Below are 17,765 nucleotides of genomic sequence, written 5' to 3' on the forward strand. Positions count from 1 at the left end.
GCAGGATCGCCCCGATCGACTTTCGGGGGAACGGATCATGGCCATCGACACCTGCATCTTCGACGCCTACGGCACGTTGTTCGACGTGAACTCCGCCGCGCGTTTGGCGGCCGAGGACGGGACGTTTCCGCAACTTGCCGACACATGGCAGCGCTTGGCCGCGGACTGGCGCGACAAGCAGCTGCAATATTCCTGGATCCGCGCGATCACCAAGGAACACTGCGACTTCTGGCAGGTGACGCAGGCCGGCCTCGACTACGCCCTGGAGGCGTCGGGTCTGTCGGGTGACGACGCCCTGCGCGACCGCCTGCTCAAGCTCTATTGGGAATTGTCGGTCTATCCGGAAGTGCCGGATATGCTGGGGACGCTCAAGGATGCGGGCAAGGCCACCGGCATCCTGTCCAACGGCTCCCCCGAGATGTTGCAGGGGGCGGTGACGTCCGGCGGGGTGGGGCGACTTCTGGACCATGTGCTTTCCGTCGAAAGCGTCGGGGTCTTTAAACCCGACGCGCGCGTCTACGACATGGTGGGCCGGGCCTTCGGCTGCGAGGCGGGCAACGTCCTGTTCGTGTCGTCGAACGGTTGGGACGCGGCGGCGGCGACGGGATATGGGTTCACCACCGTCTGGGTCAATCGTGGTGGTCTGCCGATGGACAATCTGCCGTGGACACCGGCGCATGTGCTGACCGATCTGACCGGCATCCCCGACCTGGTCGGGAGCCTTTAGATGCCGGAGTACAAATCCTCGGACAACCTGCGCCTGTGGTACGAGGATCAGGGGGAGGGGCAGCCGCTGCTGTGCCTGTCGGGCCTGACCCGCAACTCCACGGATTTCGATTACGTGCTGCCCTATCTGCTGGGTGAACACCGCGTCATCCGGCCCGATTACCGCGGTCGGGGCAAGTCGCAGCGATCGCCCGACTGGCGGACCTATACCATCCCGACCGAGGCGCGGGACGTGATCGAATTGCTCGACCACCTGGGCATCGACCGCGCGCCGATCATCGGCACGTCGCGGGGCGGACTGATCGCGATGGCCTTGGCGCTGATGGCCAAGGATCGTCTGGGCGGTTTGTGTCTGGTGGACATCGGCCCCGACATCGCGCCCGAGGGGATGGACGTCATCAAGGACTACGTCGGGCAACCGCCCACGGCCCGCAACCTGGAGGAAGCCGCGCTGATGCGCGCGACCCTGATGACCGGCTTTGCCAATGTCCGGCCCGAGCGTTGGCGCGACGAGGTCGAAAGACACTACCGCGAAACGGACGAGGGTCTGGTCATCAATTACGACGCCAAGCTGCGCGATGCCGTGCTCGACGCACTGGAGCAGCCCGCGCCGGACCTTTGGCCGCTGTTCGATGCGCTGGAAGGTTTGCCGCTGGCGTGCATCCGGGGGGCGAATTCCGACCTTCTGACCCAAGTGACCCTGGCCGAGATGCAGCGCCGTCGCCCCGACATGATCGTGGCGAACGTGCCCGACCGGGGCCACGTGCCGTTCCTGGACGAAGCCGAAGCGTTGGAGGCCCTGAACGAATGGACGATGTTGATCTAGACGCCATCCGCGCCGCCGCTGGCCGGATCGCCGGACACGCGGTGCGCACGCCGTTGCTGAATGCGCCGACGCTGGACGCGGCGTTTGGGCGGCGGATCTACGTCAAGGCAGAGTGTCTGCAGCGGACCGGCAGTTTCAAGTTCCGCGGGGCTTATAACACGCTTTGCCAGATCGATGGCGACGTCGTCGCCTACTCCTCGGGCAACCACGCGCAGGGCGTGGCCCATGCCGCGCAGCTTCTGGGCAAGCGCGCGACGATCGTCATGCCGTCCGACGCGCCTGCCGTGAAGGTCGCGAACACACGCGGCTATGGCGCAGAGGTTGTGCTTTATGATCGCGCCGGAGAGAGCCGGGAGGAGATCGGCGAGCGTCTGGTGTCCGAACGCGGGCTGACACTGGTGCGGCCCTATGATGACGTGCGCGTCATCGCAGGGCAGGGGACCTGCGGGCTGGAGATTGCCGACGACCTGCCCGAAGATGTCACGGAGGTGATCGTCTGTTGCGGCGGTGGGGGGCTGACGTCGGGTGTGGCACTGGCGCTGGAGGTGCGGGCGACGGTCATTCCGGCGGAACCCGAGGGGTTCGACGACGTCGCGCGGTCGTTGCGCGCGGGCGCGCGTCAGACCAACGATGCGGCCACCGGCTCCCTGTGCGATGCGATCCTGACGCCGTCGCCCGGAGAGATCACGTTTCCCATCATGGCCCGCCTTTGCGCGCCCGGTCTGGTCGTCACCGACGCGGAGGCGTTGCGCGCCATGGCGCTGGCCTGGCAGCATCTGCGCATCGTGTTGGAGCCGGGCGGGGCGGCTGCGCTGGCGGCGGGATTGTTTCACCATGACGGGGACGTGGCCGTGGTGGCGTCGGGTGGAAACGTCGACGCTCAGGTGTTCAGGGAAGCCCTCAGCGATCTCTGACCCCGGTAGAGAAGACCGGCCACCACCATCAAACCACAGGCAGCAAGGAACGGCGCGCCGGGAAAGTGCCGGTCACCGTCGGTCGCGATGTTGAAGATGCGCGTCATCAACAACGGAGAGACGATGGCGGCCACGGCGGTGATCGACGCCAGCACGCCCTGCAATTCGCCCTGCGCGTCATCCGCGGTGACGCGGCTGGCGATGCCTTTGATCGCAGGCTCCACCACCGCGCCCAAGGCCGAAAAGGGTGTGAGCAGGAGCATCAGCCAGCCATAGGGCACGAAAGCGACGCACAGCAGGATCACGGCGTTATAGGGCAGGAACCAGCGTAGCGTGGCGCGTTCGCCCAGGCGCGGAATGATCCACCGGATCAGAACGCCCTGCACCACGACCATCGATGTGCCGTAGACGGCCAGCGATGCACCGACCATGCGTTCGCCCCAACCGAAAGCGGATTGCGTGAAATAGGCCCAGATCGCCGGATAGACCCAATTCGCCACCTGATAGAAAAAGAACACCAGAAGCAGCGCGCCCAGCCCCGGCAGCGCGGTCACCGCGCGCAGGCCACCCAGCGGGTTGGCGCGGGCAAGGTTGAACGGCCGCCGCTGCTTGATCGTTTCCGGCAGGACGAAAAGGCCCAGCGTCAGGTTCGCCCCCGACAGGATCGCCGCCGCCCAGAACGGCGCGCGCGGTCCCCACTCCGCCAGCAGTCCACCCATCGCCGGTCCCAGGACGAAGCCCGCCCCAAAGGCCGCAGATACCAGGCCGAAATTCGCGGCCTTCTTTTCGGGTGGCGATATGTCGGCCATGAAGGCAAAGGCCGTCGACATGGTGGCCGCCGCGATGCCCGCGATGATCCGGCCCAGCAACAGCAGCCAGATCGTATGGGCAAAGGCCATCAGGATATAATCGAGGAAGATCACCGCCATCGACAGCAGCAGCACGGGACGTCGCCCGAACCGGTCGGACAGGTTGCCGATCGTGGGCGAGAAGAGAAACTGCATCAGCGCATAGGTCGACGCCAGCAGGCCACCCCAAAGCGCCGCCTGGCTGAGATCTGTCCCCTGAACTTCCTTCAGCAAGGCGGGCATCACCGGCAGGATCAGACCGATGCCCATCGCTTCGATCACGATGGTCACAAGGATGAAGACGACGGGAAGGCGCGGTGTCATCCGCGGACCCTATCGACGACATCGGGGGGTGTCTGCCCCCGGCGCGACTGCCGTCGGGAGAGGGGTGCCGCCGCGCCGCTCACGCCCTGACGGCGGCGGCGAAGCGGCGCGCCTGGGCCGGGGCCTCGCCCCATTGTGCTTCGGGCGCGAAATCGGCGTCCGGCAGGCCCGACATCTCGATCAAGGACCCACCGTTTTCACGAATTTCGGCGATCCAGGATTTGACCTGCGCCTGCGCTTCGGGGCGCGGCAAATCGAGGGCGAAGCTGATCGCCTCCGCATGGATCAGGCCCGAAGGATCGTCCAGCGGTGCCCGCAGTTGCGCAGCGTCGGGGATGATCGTCATCCCATTGAGAAGTGTCAGCGCGCGGGCCGTCGCGGTCACCAGCTGCGGCAGGGCCAGCCATTCGGCGAACCACTCCGATCCGTCGCGGTGATCCCAAGGCGTGCTAGACAACGCTTGTGTCAGGGCCAGCCCGTGCCACGCCAGCGCGCGGATTTGGCTGGGTGCGACCGGATTCGCCTTCTGCGGCATGGTCGAAGACGCGCCTGCCCCGCCCAATGTGACCGACCCATCGCGGGTCAGCAGCATCAGATCGGTGGCGCATTTATCGAGTGCGGCCAACGTCTGGCCCAGCCAGCCGGCCAGCGCCCGCATATGGCTGCGGTCCGCATGGGGGCTGCCGATGGGATCTGACAGGCCCAGCCCGCGGGCCAGATCGGCGCGGATCGTGGGGCCCGCATCGCCCATCGCCGAAAGGGTGCCCCCCGCCCCGTGCAGCGTCACGATCTGGACCAGATCGCGGATGCGGGCGAGGTCGGCTAGTTGGACCAGCAGACCCTGACCCCATATCGCGACCGTGGCCCCGAAGGTCGTCGGCGTCGCCACTTGCCCATAAGTGCGCGCGGCCATCGGCGTTTCGGCGTGGGCGTCGGCCAGGTCGGCAAGACCGTTCAGCGCGGCCTCCAGCCGGTCGGAGATCAGGCCAAGCGCCTGGCGCAGCCGCAGCGCCAACCCGGTGTCGATGATGTCCTGACTGGTCGCCCCATGGTGCAGCCATTGTGCGTGTTCGGGGGCCTGCATCTCGGACCGGACAGCCACCACGAGGGCGGGGATGCAGACGCCGTTGCGCGCCGTGTCTGCGGCCAGGGCACCGGGATCGATCTGGATCTCCAGCATCGCACGATGGATCGCTTCGGCGCTGTCGTGGGGGATCAGTCCATGGGCGGCCTGCGCACGCGCCAAGGCCCCCCAGATGATGAGCATCGCACGGAGTTCCGCGCTGTCCGAAAACAGGCGGGCGATGTCGACATCGGCGAAGGCGCGACCCTGCAGCGCGCTGTCGAAGGGGGTGATGCTCACAAAAACTCCGTCAGGATGCGCGCGTATTCGGCGGGGTTTTCGACGCATGGAATGTGACCCGCGCGCCGGATCAGCGCGAATTTCGAACCGGGGATCAGATCCGCCGTCTCGCGCACGAGGTCGGGAGGGGTGGAGGCATCCTCGGGTCCGGCGATGGCCAGCGTCGGCAGGCGCAGACCGCTGGTCGAGGTATAGAAATCGGTGCCACTGATCGCGGCGCAGCATCCGGCATAACCCTCGGGCGAGACGTCGCAGAACCGCGCCCGCCAGATCGCCAGCTTAGGCGTGGCGCGAAAGTCGCGGCCGAACCAGCGCTCCATCACGCCGTCGGCGATGGCGGCCATTCCCCGCGCCCGCACGGTGGCGATTCGGTCGTCCCAGAAGGCCGGCGTACCGATCTTGGCGGCGGTGTTCGACAAGACCATCCGCGCGATCAGATCCGGGCGCTTGACCGCCAGACCCTGCGCGATCATCCCCCCGACGCTGAGGCCGACGAAGGTGACGCCGGCAACGTCCAGATGGTCCATCACCGCTTCGGCGTCCGACACGAGCGTGCCCATGGAATAAGGACCGTCGGGCACGTCGGACTGCCCGTGGCCGCGTTTGTCGTAGCGCACGACGCGCAGACCCGTGGGCAGCAGCGGCAGGATCGCATCCCAAAGCCGCATGTCCGTTCCCAACGAATTGGCGAAGACGACGACAGGCCCGTCGCGGGGGCCTTCGTCCGAGACATGAAGGCGGCAGCCGTCTTTCATCGTCACGACCATCAAAACGGCAATCCCACATAGTTTTCGGCCATGACCGTCTGCGCCGCGCGGGAGCTTTCCAGATAATCGATCTCGGCCTGTTTCATGCGCTGGCCGAAATGGCCATCGTCGGGGAACCGGTGCATCAGCGTCGTGAACCACCAGCTGAAGCGCGTGGCCTTCCAGACGCGGGCCAAGGCGCGTTCGGAATATCGCGCGACCCCTTCATCGTCGCCTGCGTAATGCTCGATCAGTGCCTGGCTTAGATAATGCACGTCCGACACCGCCAGGTTCAGGCCCTTGGCCCCGGTTGGCGGCACGATATGGGCGGCGTCCCCGACCAGGAACAGGCGATTCCAGCGCATCGGCTCGGCCACGAAGGACCGCAGGGGCGCGATGCTCTTTTCGATGCTGGGGCCGGTTTCCATCGCTTGCGCGACATCATCGGGCAGGCGACGGCGCAATTCGTCCCAGAAGGCGTCATCGCTCCACTTGTCTAGCGGATCATCGACCGGGGCTTGGATGTAGTACCGGCTCAGCTGATCGTTGCGCATCGAGGCCAGCGCGAAGCCGCGGTCGTGATTGGCGTAGATGAGTTCGGGAGCGGCGGGTTTCGTCCGGCTCAAAATGCCCAGCCAGCCGAAGGGATAGACCTGCTCGGTCGTGCGCAGCACATCGTCGGGAATGGCCTTGCGACTGACACCGTGGAACCCGTCGCACCCGGCGATCCAATCGCAATCGACGCGATGCTGCGCTCCGTCGCGGCGGTAGGTGACGTGGGGCGTGCCGCCCGCATCGTGGATCGCGACATCCGCCGCATCGTGGATCACCGTGCCGCCCATCGCGTCGCGCGCGTCATAAAGGTCCTTGGTCACTTCGGTCTGGCCATAGACGATGACCTGCTTGCCGGTCATCGCCTGGAAATCGACACGGAAACCGCGATTGCGCGTGGCGACGTAGGTGCCGGAATGCACGAATCCTTCCGCGTCCATCCGTGCGCCCACGCCCGCATCGCGTAGCATCTGCATCGTGCCGCCCTCCAACACGCCGGCGCGGATACGACCGAGCACATAGTCCCGGTTGCGGCGTTCCAGGACGATCGTGTCGACGCCAGCGCGGTGCAAAATCTGCGACAGCAGCAGACCCGATGGCCCGCCCCCGATGATGCAGACCTGTGTGCGTGTCGTCGTCATGCCGGTTCCCTTTCGCATCGTTCATGGACCGGGCGGCGTACGGGGGGCAAGCGTCGCGGTGGCATGGGTTGCGCAGGTGCGTTCTGTATGCGCTGATTTACCGGACGGCCGAACGGAGAGAGAACGATGCGTCAGATCAAGGCGGCGGTGTGCCGGGACCACGGAACGCCGCTTTCGATCGAGACGGTGACCCTGCCCGACCCGGGCCCCGGCGCGGTCGAAGTGGAAATCGAGGCCTGCGCCATCTGCCATTCCGACATCACCTTCATCGACGGCGGTTGGGGCGGAAGCCTGCCTGCGGTCTACGGTCACGAAGCGGTTGGGCGCATCTCGGCCCTGGGACCGGAGGTGCGGGGATATGCGCTGGGCGATCGCGTTCTTGTCACCCTGATCCGGGCCTGCGGGGCCTGTCCGACCTGCGCGGGTGGTCGGCCCACGCAATGTGCCGACCCCGGCGATGGGCCGGGCCTGTCGGACGGGACGATCGTGGCGGCCATGAACTGCGGTGCCTTTGCCGAGGCGGTCGTGGTCGACGCCAGCCAGCTTGCCCCCGTCCCCGATACGCTGCCGGCCGAGGCGGCTTGCATCCTGTCGTGTGGGGTGGTCACCGGTCTTGGATCGGTCGTGAATACCGCGCGGGTCCGGCCCGGTGACTGGGTCGTGGTCATCGGCACCGGCGGCGTGGGTTTGAACGCGGTGCAGGCGGCGCGGCTTTCGGGGGCCGCGCGCATCGTGGCGGTGGATCTGACGCAGGACAAGCTTGACGCGGCCCGCGCGTTCGGCGCGACCGATCGCGTCCTGGCCGAAACGGATGGGCGGGCGGCGATGGAAGGGCTGGGCCGTCTGGCGGACCATGTTTTCGTGACCGTCGGCGCGGGCCCGGTGATCGACGGCGCGCTCGACTGGCTGGCGCCGCATGGCACGGCCTATCTGGTCGGGATGCCCCATGCCGGGACGGTCGGCCATTTCGATCCCGTCGCGGCCAGCTACTACGGCCAGGGTCTGCGGGGTACGCGGATGGGCGATGTGGTTCTGGCGCGCGACATCCCGTGGCTGATCGACCTGCACGCGCAGGGTCGGTTGAAGCTGGAGGAGTTGGTGTCCGCAACCTTTCCGCTGGACCGGATCAACGACGCCATCGCCGCGACCCGCGCGGGGCAGGGGCGGCGCAACGTGGTGGTGATGACATGAAGCTTGCCGATCTGGAGATCTTCTTCGTCGCACCACCGGCACCCGGTTGGGGCGGACGGTACTGGGTCATCCCGAAGCTGACGACGGCCTGCGGCATCGTGGGCTACGGCGAATGCTATGCCAGCGCGGTGGGTCCGACGGCAATGCGCGCGGTGATCGAGGATGTCTTCGCCCGCCATGTCGAGGGCGAGAACCCGGAGGACATCGAGCTGATGGCGCGCCGGGTCTGGGGCGCGGGCTTTACCGGGCGGCCCGACCCGACGGTCTGGGGGGCCTTCGCGGGGCTGGAAATCGCCTGCTGGGATATCCTGGGCAAGGCGCGCGACAGGCCGGTTTGGGCGTTGATGGGGGGGCGGCTGAACGAACGAGTCCGGGCCTACACGTATCTCTATCCAGATGCGGGCATGGGCGATACCTTCTGGACCGATCCAGACATGCAGGCGCAGGTCGCTTCCGACCGCGTGGCCGAAGGATGGACGGCGGTAAAATTCGATCCCGCGGGGCCTTATACCATCTTCGGCGGCCACCAGCCGGCCGGCCGCGACATAACCCTGTCGGTGGAGATGTGTCGCGCCATCCGGGGGGCCGTGGGCGACCGGGCCGATCTGCTCTTCGGCACGCACGGCCAGTTCACCGCGGCCGGTGCAATCCGCCTGGGGCGTGCCATCGCCGAATTCGACCCCCTGTGGTTCGAGGAACCGGTCCCCCCCGACACCCCCCACGCCATGGCGGAAGTCGTGCGCGCCGTCCCGATCCCGGTGGCGGGGGGCGAGCGGCTGTGCGGTCTGTCGGAATTCGCCACGCTTCTGCGTCTTGGCGGAGCGGCGATCGTGCAACCGGCGCTGGGGCGGTTGGGGGGACTGCTGGCCGGTCGCAAACTGGCGGCCTTGGCAGAAGGGTTCGCCGCGCAGGTGGCCCCGCATCTTTACTGTGGTCCGGTGGAATTCGCGGCGAACGTCGCGCTGGGCACCACGATCCCGAACCTGCTGATGGTCGAGGCGATCGAGTCGCCGTTCCATCACGCGCTGGGCGACGGGCCTGTGGTCGAGGATGGCTATGTCATTCCGCCCGAGGCACCGGGTCTGGGCATCACCTTCGATGAGGATCTGGCCCGCGCGCATCCCTACACTGGGACAGAACTGCATTTGGAGATGCAGGACACGCCTTGTGATTATGCCCGTGGCAATGCGTTTACCGGTGGGGCGAGCGACGGCTGACATGGCCCGCCGCTCCAAACCCACCCGCCTGCCCGCGCCCTTCCTGCAACGGCTGAGCGTTCTCGACGATGTGCTGGCCAAGCAGTCAGCCTATCCATTCGACCTCCCGTGGCTCCGCCCGGCATTCGAGTTGACGTTCGATACCCCCGTAACCGTTATCGTGGGCGAGAACGGGACTGGAAAATCGACCCTGATCGAAGCGATCGCGGCGCTTGCGGGGTATTCAGAAGGCGGTGGCGCAAAGGGGTTCGGCGCGGTCGACAGTCAGGAGGCCCGTGAAAGTGGCGGTCGTGCACTGGTACCGGCCTTGCGGGCAGGATGGCTGCCGAAAGTCACAGCAGGGTGGTTCTTCCGGGCGGAGACGTTTTTCTCCGTCGCCCGTTGGATGGACAGCGTCGGTTCCGACGCCGACTACCTTAGCTGGAGCCATGGCGAGGGCTTCATGCGGCTTTTTCAGGAGCGAATGAACCGACAGGGCCTGTTCATTCTAGACGAGCCCGAAAGCGCGCTGTTCCCCCGGCGGCAACTTGAGTTTCTGCGGATGCTGGACCGGGTTCAGCGTGATGCGACTGCGCAGATCATCATGGCGACCCATTCGCCGATCCTGATGGCCGTGCCCGGCGCGCGCGTCCTTCAGGTCAGGCGGCATGGCATCGACCCGGTTGATTACCGCGAAACGCGGCACTTCAGGCTGTATCAGGATTTCACAGTGGACCCCGAGGGCTTCGTTGCCGAAGCCCTGAGGGATGAAGATCAATCGCAGTTCTGACGGCGGTGTCAGCTTTCGCCGCGCCGCTCCTCGAAGCTCATCTCGATGAAGCCGGGGACATGATCGCCAAGGCCGACGACACGCGGCCCGCGATCGTCGCCCCGCCCCCGGCCGCCGCGTGACCGGCCACCGGTTCGCGCGTCGCTTGCGTCACGATCCTGCCGGTCGTCCTTGTGGGGTGCGTTGCGCGGTGTCTGTGCACGCGGCGCATCGCCCTTGGGGGCCTCCGGCGCGGGTGCCGACACAGGGGCCTCTGCCGTTTTGTCCTCGACGGGCTTTCTGCTGCGCGACCGGGTGCGCGACGTGCTGCGCTTGGCCGTCGCTTCCTCTTCTTCCACCTCGTTGCGGGCGGGGCGGGCACCGGCGGCTCCGGGCGGGGACCATGGGTTTTCCCCGCGCGGAAGCGTGGATTTCGTCAGGCTTTCGATCGCATCCAGATACTTCTGATCCGACGGGACCGAGAGGGTGTAGGCCGTGCCCAGCTTGCCCGCGCGCCCGGTCCGTCCGATGCGGTGGACATAGTCTTCGGCGTGGCTGGGAACGTCATAGTTGAAGACGTGGCTCACGTTCGGAATGTCGAGGCCGCGGGCCGCCACGTCGGAGGCGACGAGGAATGTGATCGACCCGTCGCGGAACCCATCGAGGGTGCGCGTGCGGTGCGATTGTTCAAGATCGCCGTGGATCGGCTCGGCGTTGTAGCCGCTTTTCTTGAGGGATTTGGCGACGATATCGACGTCGACCTTCCGATTGCAGAAGATGATTGCATTGCGCAGCGGATTGTCGGCCAGCGCCTTATCGCGGTCGATGATCGCCCGCAGGATATCGCGCTTGTCCTTGGCCGCCATCGCCTTCGTCTTGGGGGTGTGTTCGACCAGGACCTGCGTGATGGTCTCGGACGTGGAATTCTGACGCTCGACCTCGATCTTCTCGGGGTTGGACAGGAACTTGTTAGTGATCCGCTCGATCTCCGGGGCCATCGTGGCGCTGAAGAACAGGGTTTGACGGGTAAAGGGCGTCATCTCGAAGATGCGCTCGATATCCGGGATGAACCCCATGTCGAGCATGCGGTCCGCCTCGTCGACGACCATGATTTCCACGCCGGTCAGCAGCAGCTTGCCCCGCTCGTGGTGGTCGATCAGGCGGCCGGGCGTCGCGATCAGAACATCGACGCCCCGGTCGATCAGGCGGTCCTGTTCCTTGAACGATACGCCGCCGATCAGCAGGGCCTTCTTGAGGCGGCTGCCCTTGGCATAGGTGTCGAAATTCTCGGCCACTTGCGCAGCCAATTCGCGGGTGGGGGCTAGGACCAGACTGCGGGGCATCCGCGCCCGTGCGCGGCCCTTGCCCAGCAAGGTGATCATCGGAAGGGTAAAGGCGGCGGTCTTGCCGGTCCCGGTCTGCGCGATGCCGAGAACGTCGCGCCCCAAGAGGGCGGGCCCGATGGCCCCCTTCTGGATCGGGGTGGGGGTCGTGTAACCGGTGGCCTCGATGGCCTTGAGAACCTTGGGGTCCAAGTTCAGGTCGGAAAAACTGGTCATGTGCGTCCTGGTTGGAGCCGGGCCGGATGCCCGCTGCTCTGGGGGTGGCGGGACGCCGCATTCACCTTGCGCCCCAGTCTCTTCGTCGTGCGCGCCCGTCGGGCCGCGCCGCTGCCCTAACAAAGGCAGTGGATGCGGTCAACTTCGCCTTGTTTTCATGGAACGCAATTGGTGTGCCCGGTGTTCCTGAAAGAACGCTTTTACATCCGGAGACTACAGCGATGCCCAAAAATCATGGAACGGCCCACTGGGAAGGCGGGCTCAAGGACGGCAAGGGGCGGGTCTCGATGCAATCGGGTGCCCTCACCGACCAACCCTACGGCTTCAATACGCGGTTCGAGGATGCGCCGGGCACCAACCCCGAAGAGATGATCGCCGCCGCCCATGCCGCCTGTTTCTCGATGGCGTTGTCGATGGTGCTGGGCGAGGACGGTCTGACCGCCGGTGCGATCGACACCAAGGCGACCGTTACGCTGGACCAGGTCGACGGTGGATATGCCGTCACGAAGTCGCATCTGGACGTCCGCATCTCGGTCCCCGGTGCGGACGGTTCCGCAGTGATGAAGGCGGCGGAAACGGCAAAGGCGAATTGCCCGATTTCGAAGCTGCTGACGGCGGAGATCACTATGGACGCGACGGTGGTCTGACCGACTCCGGATGAGATGGGGCCGGGTGTGGATTGCGCCCGGCCCCCTTGTTTCGGCTAAGGGCGGGCGGCCGATGAATGCAGCCGCGGACGATAGCCCGCTGCAAGGATATCCCGAAAGACCGGATTGGTCAGCGCCGTGATTTGCCCGTCCGGCAAAAGGGTCGGATCGCCATACCCCTTGGGCCCGTAGGGCAGGGCCGTCCCGTGCCATTTAAGATAAATATCGGATCCCGTCCGAAACATGGCTCCATCTGGCAGATCGCCGACGTAGGCAGTGCCGTGTTTCAGATTTTGCGCGCCGGGATGGGCGCGGGCGGCATGGATCGTCGCGTCGGCGGCCTGCGACCCGGGCCATGGGCCGAACGCCCGATCCCAAGCCGTGACGAATGCGCGATAGTCGGCGTGACGACACTGACCGCAAGGCCGATGCCCGGCGGCCATCGCCACCGCTTCATCCAGAAAGAACAAGGCGGTCCACTGGCGCGGCGGCATGATCGCGCGATGCCGTCCGCGAAATGCCAACTCGCAACTGACCCAGGCGCGATGTTTCCACCGGGCGGGCCCGATCGTCTGCCCGTCGTGCAATACGCCCCGATTGCCGGTCAGCGTTCCACGCGCGGGCGTGGCAAGGAAGGCCCCGTCCGGTTGCACGCGGTTTGGATGGGTCACTCGTCTTCGGTTGCGGCGATCAGGGCCGTCAGATGGGGGTCCGATCCGGCCCGTTTTTCGATCATGCGCTGTGTGGCCGCATCGCGTTCACCAAGGTCCGCCAGCGCGTCCGACAGGACGCTGGCCCCATCCAGCCGAGCCCCTTCGCATAGCGCGTCGAGCGCGAGTTCGGGGTCCTCGGCGATCAGCCGGTCCATGACGGCCCCGGTCCAGGCGTCCGGCGTTTCCGCATCCGCGTCCGGCGTCGACAGATAGCCGATCAGGCGGGCGGCAAAGCGGTCGAGCGGCAGATCGCCGGGCGGCAGCGCGTCGGTTGTTTCGGGCAGGCCAAGGGCTTCGGCCACGCGGGCGCGGGGAATCAAACCATCATCTCCTTCGTCGCACTCAACGTCACGTCCGGGTGGTCGCGTTCGATCCGGTCGATGTCCCATTGCAGGCGCGTGAGGAACACCGGGTCACCGTCGTTGTCGTGGGCGATGTGCTGGGTGTTCTTCTTGATGACGTCGTCCACAGCATCGCGCGGACCGGAGAGCCAGCGGGCCGACTGGAACTGCGAATTGTCGAACCGGACGGGCAGGCCGTACTCCAGCTCGATCCGGCTGGCCAGAACCTCGAACTGCAACGCGCCGACGACGCCGACGATGAACCCGGACCCGATGGCCGGTTTGAAGACCTTGGCCGCGCCTTCTTCGGCGAATTGCATCAGCGCCTTTTCCAGATGCTTGGCCTTCATCGGATCGCCCGCGCGCACGCCCTGCAACAGTTCGGGCGCGAAGCTGGGGATGCCGGTGAAGCGCAACGCCTCGCCTTCGGTCAGGGCGTCGCCGATGCGTAATTGCCCGTGGTTCGGAATGCCGATAATGTCACCGGCCCAAGCCTCCTCGGCCAATTCGCGGTCGGCGGCCAGGAACAGGACGGGGTTGGAGATGGCCATCGGCTTTTTGGTACGCACGTGGGTCATCTTCATGCCCCGTTCGAAATGTCCCGACGCAAGCCGCACGAAGGCCACGCGGTCGCGGTGCTTGGGGTCCATGTTGGCCTGGACCTTGAAGACGAAGCCGGTCACGGCCTTTTCGTCTGCGGACACCTGCCGGGGCTGGGCCATCTGCGGTTGCGGTTCGGGGCCGTATTCCGCGATGCCCGCCATCAGTTCCTGCACCCCGAAGCTGTTGATCGCAGATCCGAACCAGATCGGGGTGAGCGAGCCTTCCAAAAACGCGTCGCGGTCGAAGGCGGGCATCAATTCGCGCACCATCTCGACGTCCTCGCGCAGCTTCGCCAACAGGTCGGCGGGCACGCGCTCGGCCAGTTGCGGATCGTCCAGCCCCTCGATCTTGACGCTTTCGGCCACCTTGTTGCGATCGGCTCGATCCATCAATTCCAGGCGATCATGGAGCAGGTCGTAACAGCCGATGAAATCACGGCCTACGCCGATGGGCCAAGACGCGGGCGTCACGTCGATGGCCAGATTCTCCTGAATTTCGTCGATGATCTCGAAGGTGTCGCGGCTTTCGCGGTCCATCTTGTTGCAGAACGTCAGGATCGGAAGGTCGCGCATCCGACAGACCTCGAACAGCTTCTGTGTCTGACTTTCAACGCCCTTCGCACCGTCGATGACCATCACCGCGGCGTCCACGGCCGTCAGCGTGCGATAGGTGTCTTCGGAGAAGTCGCTGTGGCCCGGCGTGTCCACCAGGTTGAAGCGGAAATCGCGCGTCGTCGTGTGGAAGTCGAACGACATGGCCGAGGCGGAAACGGAAATGCCGCGATCCTGCTCCATTTTCATGAAGTCCGACCGCGTGCGCCGCGCCTCGCCCTTGGCACGCACCTGACCGGCCATTTGGATCGCCCCGCCATAGAGCAGGAATTTCTCGGTCAGGGTGGTTTTGCCCGCGTCCGGGTGGCTGATGATCGCGAAGGTCCGGCGGCGCCCGATTTCGGGCGGCAGGGCGGGGCGGTTCGTCTGGGGGGCGTCTGACATGGCCGGGGATATAGGCGTGTGGTCGGGCCGCCGCAATCGCGCAGGGTGCGTTAACGAATTGGTTAGCTTCGGATCCTAGGATTAAGCCGGAAGACAGGGAGGATGCATATGCAGGCATACCGAAGCACGGCGGGCCTGATCGAAGGCGTTATCATCTTCCTTGCGCGTAGCCTTGTCTGGGGGCTGACGTTGTTCGTCCGAAATCGACCTGATCCACCTTTCGTGGGACACACCGCGCCGTGCCGCAATGGCGGGTAAGCAATCCGCGCCCGTCCCGTCGACCCGACTGGACGAAGGTGCCGCAGCGATGCCGAAACGCGGTTCGGCTAGCCGGCCTTTTAGCGGCTTCGATCCGTTTGCCGCCCGTCTCTTAGGCCACTGAACGACTTTGGTCGGGATCAAAATAGTGAAGAGTGAAGGCAGCTACTCAAAACAATTAGGGAGAGCGGATCTGAACGCATTTACCCGCGAATGGCGCTTGTCCGGCTTGTCTCTCCGATCGCTACACACAATAGATTGCGGATGCTGTGCGGCATTATGATCGAGGGCCCGCAGGATCTTCCTCCCGGTCATTGATGCCCGTTCGGCGAGACCGATCAGATCACAGTGGTGGGCACTGCTATCCGGGCCGGTTTCCACCAGACCGGGCGATATCAATGGGCGGTGTCGACGACCGGGTCGATCAAGGTACGGCCCCCGTCCACCGTCAGGATCTGCCCGGTCATGAAGCCAGATGCGTCGGAGGCAAGAAATTGCACCGTTTCCGCAAGCTCCGACGGGGCCGCGATCCGGCCCATCGGGGTGGCGTCGACGATGGCTTTGCGTAGGCCCTCCTGTTCGCCCAGCCGGGTTTGAAGATTGGCGGACATGATCGAGCCGACACCGACACCGTTTACCCGAATACGCTCCTGCGCGAGCGAAACGGCAAGACATCGCGTTGCCTGATCCAAGGCTGCGGCGCTGATGGAGTAGGCCAGCAATTCCGGCTGCGTGCGCCGCCCCGCGATAGAGCTGATGTTGACGATCGTACCGACCATATCGTCGGGACGCGCGTCTTCCGCGGCCTGTGCGATCATCCGCTTGGCGACCGCCTGGCTGAGCCGCAGGGCCGTCATCAGGTTCTGGTCCAGCAACTTGGCCACGCTGGTATCCTCGGGGTCCAGCGGATCGGTCACCATGATCTGACGGGATGCATTCACCAGAATATCGACCCTGTCGTAGGCGTCGATCGTCGCCGACAGAAGGTTCGCGATCGTCAGCCGTTCGCGCAGATCACCCGCGAAATACCGCAGCTTGGCCCCGTCTTCCGTCTGTGCGTCGCCGACTTCGATGTGCAGCCGTTCTTCATCTCGATCGGCAAACATCACATTTGCCCCCTGTTCGACGAAGTGCCGGGCGATGGCCAGACCGACGCCATTGGCCGCCCCCGTGACGATCGCCGTCTTGCCTTCGATCGAATTGCTCATGTGCGGCCCCGCTGGCGCTTGGGTTTCTTCGCTTCGATCACCTTGAAGCCGTCTTTGTCGGTCAAAACGGCCACGGCCCCGAAAGTCGCATTCAATGTCTCTTCATACGGAAGATGCCGGTTCGCCACCATCAGCAGCCGTCCACCGGGCGTCAACAGGCGCGCGGCAGCCGTGATGAAAGCGCGCCCCAGCGACGGATCGGCCCGGCGTGCGGTGTGGAACGGCGGGTTGGATACGACCACGTCGAACGGTCCGCCCGTCCACGTTGTCGCATCCGCCCAGTGAAATGCGGCGCGGGGGTCGACGACGTTCAGGCGGGCGCAGGTCATCGCGTCATGCTCCGCCTCGATCAGGGCGCAGGCAGTCACGCCTTCGTTCTGCAACACCACACGCGACAGGTGTCCCCATCCCGCGCCCAAGTCGCAGACACGGCCCGAAAGTCCCGTCAGATGTGACGCCAGAAGGGCCGATCCGGCATCCACGCCATCGGCCGAGAATACACCGACCCCGGTGACGAAACCATCGACCTGCTGCGGTTCGGCCGCCCATCCATCGGGGATGGGACCGGCGGGAAAGGAGAACGTCTTGCCATGCGCCTTGGCGAAGACATCGCCGATATCGAACGCCTTGCGGCAAAGCCTGACGATCGAATCCGCGCCATCGACCTTCTGTCCATCGACGATAATGGGTGCGCCCGGCGGGACAGCCGTTATGGCCTGCGCGATCATATCAAGGGTCTGCGCTTTGGCGCGGGCGATGAACACAACGGCGGCGTCGAACCGTCCCTCCAGCCGGGGGGCGACGTCGATATCGCGCGCGGCAAGACGGTCATGATCTGGTTTGAACCCATGCACGGCGGTGATCTGACCGGGCAGATCGCCCACATCCAGGTCAGCGGGTGGACGCAAAAGCAGGATCCGACCCTCGGGCAGGGTGACGGCATCGGCGGCAAGGGCCAAGGACAGGCGGTCGTTCATGGGAGGCGAGGACCTAGTCCTCTTTCTCCATCGTGCACTGCAGCGGATGCTGGTGCCGGCGCGCGAAGTCCATGACTTGCGTCACCTTGGTTTCCGCGATCTCGTGGCTGAACACGCCGACGATGGCCAGGCCTTTCTTGTGGACCGTCAGCATGATCTCGACCGCCTGACCGTGATTGATGCCGAAGAATTTCTCCAACACGATCACCACGAATTCCATCGGAGTGTAATCATCGTTGAGGAGCAGTACCTTGTAGAGCGGCGGCTTGGCGGTCTTCGGGCGCGTCTTGGTGACGACGGCGGTGTCGCCATCGCCATCGTCGGGCGTATCGCTCATCGAGATCGGCAGGGGGCGCATATGGGAATCC

18 protein-coding genes are annotated in these 17,765 nt (G+C 65.5%); 7 read left to right on the top strand and 11 right to left on the bottom strand.

Annotated features, from left to right (window positions below; translation table 11 throughout):
* Positions 1-37 precede the first annotated feature (37 nt).
* The 3 genes from JDO7802_RS01930 to JDO7802_RS01940 are packed head-to-tail and all read left to right on the top strand — an operon-like array spanning position 38 to position 2,466.
* Positions 38-727, top strand: coding sequence for a haloacid dehalogenase type II (locus tag JDO7802_RS01930; protein ID WP_055082064.1), 690 nt, complete (start codon positions 38-40; stop codon positions 725-727).
* Positions 728-1,552 carry an alpha/beta fold hydrolase gene (locus JDO7802_RS01935; protein WP_055082066.1) on the top strand — a complete coding sequence of 275 codons (825 nt, stop codon included), beginning with the start codon at positions 728-730 and terminating at the stop codon, positions 1,550-1,552.
* Positions 1,534-2,466, top strand: coding sequence for a threonine ammonia-lyase (locus tag JDO7802_RS01940; RefSeq protein ID WP_055082068.1), 933 nt, complete (start codon positions 1,534-1,536; stop codon positions 2,464-2,466). Before JDO7802_RS01935 ends, JDO7802_RS01940 begins: the two co-directional genes overlap by 19 nt.
* On the opposite strand, the gene JDO7802_RS01945 is transcribed toward JDO7802_RS01940, so the two are convergent.
* The 4 genes from JDO7802_RS01945 to pobA form a co-directional block, all read right to left on the bottom strand.
* Positions 2,433-3,638: a TCR/Tet family MFS transporter gene (locus JDO7802_RS01945; RefSeq protein WP_055082070.1), complete on the bottom strand. Its 1,206-nt coding sequence runs from the start codon at positions 3,636-3,638 to the stop codon at positions 2,433-2,435. The two genes, JDO7802_RS01940 and JDO7802_RS01945, sit on opposite strands and share 34 nt — an antisense overlap.
* Before the next feature lie 79 nt (positions 3,639-3,717).
* Positions 3,718-5,001, bottom strand: coding sequence for a lyase family protein (locus tag JDO7802_RS01950; RefSeq protein WP_055082072.1), 1,284 nt, complete (start codon positions 4,999-5,001; stop codon positions 3,718-3,720).
* Complete coding sequence (gene pcaD / locus JDO7802_RS01955; protein ID WP_055082074.1) at positions 4,998-5,768, bottom strand: 3-oxoadipate enol-lactonase; 771 nt, start codon at positions 5,766-5,768, stop codon at positions 4,998-5,000. Before pcaD ends, JDO7802_RS01950 begins: the two co-directional genes overlap by 4 nt.
* Positions 5,768-6,940 carry a 4-hydroxybenzoate 3-monooxygenase gene (pobA, locus tag JDO7802_RS01960; RefSeq protein WP_055082075.1) on the bottom strand — a complete coding sequence of 391 codons (1,173 nt, stop codon included), beginning with the start codon at positions 6,938-6,940 and terminating at the stop codon, positions 5,768-5,770. The genes pcaD and pobA overlap by 1 nt, the downstream gene beginning before the upstream one ends.
* A gap of 126 nt (positions 6,941-7,066) precedes the next feature.
* On the opposite strand from pobA, the gene JDO7802_RS01965 reads away from it, so the two are divergent.
* Genes JDO7802_RS01965 through JDO7802_RS01975 form a run of 3 tightly spaced genes read left to right on the top strand, consistent with a single transcriptional unit; the run spans position 7,067 to position 10,117 of the window.
* Positions 7,067-8,131, top strand: a complete 1,065-nt coding sequence (locus tag JDO7802_RS01965; RefSeq protein WP_055082077.1) for an alcohol dehydrogenase catalytic domain-containing protein — start codon at positions 7,067-7,069, stop codon at positions 8,129-8,131.
* A complete protein-coding gene (locus JDO7802_RS01970; protein ID WP_055082079.1) occupies positions 8,128-9,348 on the top strand; it encodes a mandelate racemase/muconate lactonizing enzyme family protein in 1,221 nt (406 codons plus the stop codon). The genes JDO7802_RS01965 and JDO7802_RS01970 overlap by 4 nt, the downstream gene beginning before the upstream one ends.
* 1 nt (position 9,349) lies before the next feature.
* Positions 9,350-10,117: an AAA family ATPase gene (locus tag JDO7802_RS01975; protein ID WP_055082080.1), complete on the top strand. Its 768-nt coding sequence runs from the start codon at positions 9,350-9,352 to the stop codon at positions 10,115-10,117.
* Between the two features lie 8 nt (positions 10,118-10,125).
* On the opposite strand, the gene JDO7802_RS01980 is transcribed toward JDO7802_RS01975, so the two are convergent.
* On the bottom strand, positions 10,126-11,655 hold the full coding sequence (locus JDO7802_RS01980) for a DEAD/DEAH box helicase (protein WP_055082082.1): 1,530 nt from the start codon (positions 11,653-11,655) through the stop codon (positions 10,126-10,128).
* A 221-nt stretch (positions 11,656-11,876) separates the two neighbouring features.
* Here JDO7802_RS01980 and JDO7802_RS01985 point away from each other — a divergent pair, with 221 nt between their 5' ends.
* Positions 11,877-12,302, top strand: a complete 426-nt coding sequence (locus tag JDO7802_RS01985; RefSeq protein ID WP_055082084.1) for an OsmC family protein — start codon at positions 11,877-11,879, stop codon at positions 12,300-12,302.
* A gap of 56 nt (positions 12,303-12,358) precedes the next feature.
* Here the strand turns inward: JDO7802_RS01985 and JDO7802_RS01990 are convergent, their stop codons facing one another.
* The 6 genes from JDO7802_RS01990 to clpS all read right to left on the bottom strand — a co-directional run bounded on the left by JDO7802_RS01990 (position 12,359) and on the right by clpS (position 17,755).
* On the bottom strand, positions 12,359-12,973 hold the full coding sequence (locus tag JDO7802_RS01990) for a hypothetical protein (protein ID WP_055082086.1): 615 nt from the start codon (positions 12,971-12,973) through the stop codon (positions 12,359-12,361).
* Positions 12,970-13,335, bottom strand: a complete 366-nt coding sequence (locus tag JDO7802_RS01995) for a hypothetical protein (RefSeq protein WP_055082088.1) — start codon at positions 13,333-13,335, stop codon at positions 12,970-12,972. Before JDO7802_RS01995 ends, JDO7802_RS01990 begins: the two co-directional genes overlap by 4 nt.
* Positions 13,332-14,954 carry a peptide chain release factor 3 gene (locus JDO7802_RS02000; RefSeq protein ID WP_055082090.1) on the bottom strand — a complete coding sequence of 541 codons (1,623 nt, stop codon included), beginning with the start codon at positions 14,952-14,954 and terminating at the stop codon, positions 13,332-13,334. The genes JDO7802_RS01995 and JDO7802_RS02000 overlap by 4 nt, the downstream gene beginning before the upstream one ends.
* Positions 14,955-15,607: 653 nt before the next feature.
* On the bottom strand, positions 15,608-16,420 hold the full coding sequence (locus JDO7802_RS02005) for an SDR family NAD(P)-dependent oxidoreductase (RefSeq protein ID WP_055082092.1): 813 nt from the start codon (positions 16,418-16,420) through the stop codon (positions 15,608-15,610).
* Entirely contained in the window at positions 16,417-17,397 is a 981-nt protein-coding gene (locus JDO7802_RS02010; protein WP_055082094.1) for a class I SAM-dependent methyltransferase, read from the bottom strand. Before JDO7802_RS02010 ends, JDO7802_RS02005 begins: the two co-directional genes overlap by 4 nt.
* 13 nt (positions 17,398-17,410) lie before the next feature.
* Entirely contained in the window at positions 17,411-17,755 is a 345-nt protein-coding gene (clpS, locus tag JDO7802_RS02015) for an ATP-dependent Clp protease adapter ClpS (protein WP_055082096.1), read from the bottom strand.
* Between the last annotated feature and the right edge of the window lie 10 nt (positions 17,756-17,765).

Origin of the sequence: Jannaschia donghaensis, assembly GCF_001403795.1 — a bacterium.
GTDB classification, from domain to species: domain Bacteria; phylum Pseudomonadota; class Alphaproteobacteria; order Rhodobacterales; family Rhodobacteraceae; genus Jannaschia; species Jannaschia donghaensis.

What these genes read in the sequence shown, in the direction of transcription:
- JDO7802_RS01980 (WP_055082082.1), bottom strand. Translation starts at nt 11,655, where the DNA reads ATGACCAGTTTTTCCGACCTGAACTTGGACCCCAAGGTTCTCAAGGCC.
- JDO7802_RS01940 (WP_055082068.1), top strand. Translation starts at nt 1,534, where the DNA reads ATGGACGATGTTGATCTAGACGCCATCCGCGCCGCCGCTGGCCGGATC.
- JDO7802_RS02005 (WP_055082092.1), bottom strand. Translation starts at nt 16,420, where the DNA reads ATGAGCAATTCGATCGAAGGCAAGACGGCGATCGTCACGGGGGCGGCC.
- clpS (WP_055082096.1), bottom strand. Translation starts at nt 17,755, where the DNA reads ATGCGCCCCCTGCCGATCTCGATGAGCGATACGCCCGACGATGGCGAT.
- JDO7802_RS01935 (WP_055082066.1), top strand. Translation starts at nt 728, where the DNA reads ATGCCGGAGTACAAATCCTCGGACAACCTGCGCCTGTGGTACGAGGAT.
- JDO7802_RS01985 (WP_055082084.1), top strand. Translation starts at nt 11,877, where the DNA reads ATGCCCAAAAATCATGGAACGGCCCACTGGGAAGGCGGGCTCAAGGAC.
- pobA (WP_055082075.1), bottom strand. Translation starts at nt 6,940, where the DNA reads ATGACGACGACACGCACACAGGTCTGCATCATCGGGGGCGGGCCATCG.
- JDO7802_RS01975 (WP_055082080.1), top strand. Translation starts at nt 9,350, where the DNA reads ATGGCCCGCCGCTCCAAACCCACCCGCCTGCCCGCGCCCTTCCTGCAA.
- JDO7802_RS02000 (WP_055082090.1), bottom strand. Translation starts at nt 14,954, where the DNA reads ATGTCAGACGCCCCCCAGACGAACCGCCCCGCCCTGCCGCCCGAAATC.
- JDO7802_RS01945 (WP_055082070.1), bottom strand. Translation starts at nt 3,638, where the DNA reads ATGACACCGCGCCTTCCCGTCGTCTTCATCCTTGTGACCATCGTGATC.
- JDO7802_RS02010 (WP_055082094.1), bottom strand. Translation starts at nt 17,397, where the DNA reads ATGAACGACCGCCTGTCCTTGGCCCTTGCCGCCGATGCCGTCACCCTG.
- JDO7802_RS01930 (WP_055082064.1), top strand. Translation starts at nt 38, where the DNA reads ATGGCCATCGACACCTGCATCTTCGACGCCTACGGCACGTTGTTCGAC.
- JDO7802_RS01970 (WP_055082079.1), top strand. Translation starts at nt 8,128, where the DNA reads ATGAAGCTTGCCGATCTGGAGATCTTCTTCGTCGCACCACCGGCACCC.
- JDO7802_RS01965 (WP_055082077.1), top strand. Translation starts at nt 7,067, where the DNA reads ATGCGTCAGATCAAGGCGGCGGTGTGCCGGGACCACGGAACGCCGCTT.
- pcaD (WP_055082074.1), bottom strand. Translation starts at nt 5,768, where the DNA reads ATGGTCGTGACGATGAAAGACGGCTGCCGCCTTCATGTCTCGGACGAA.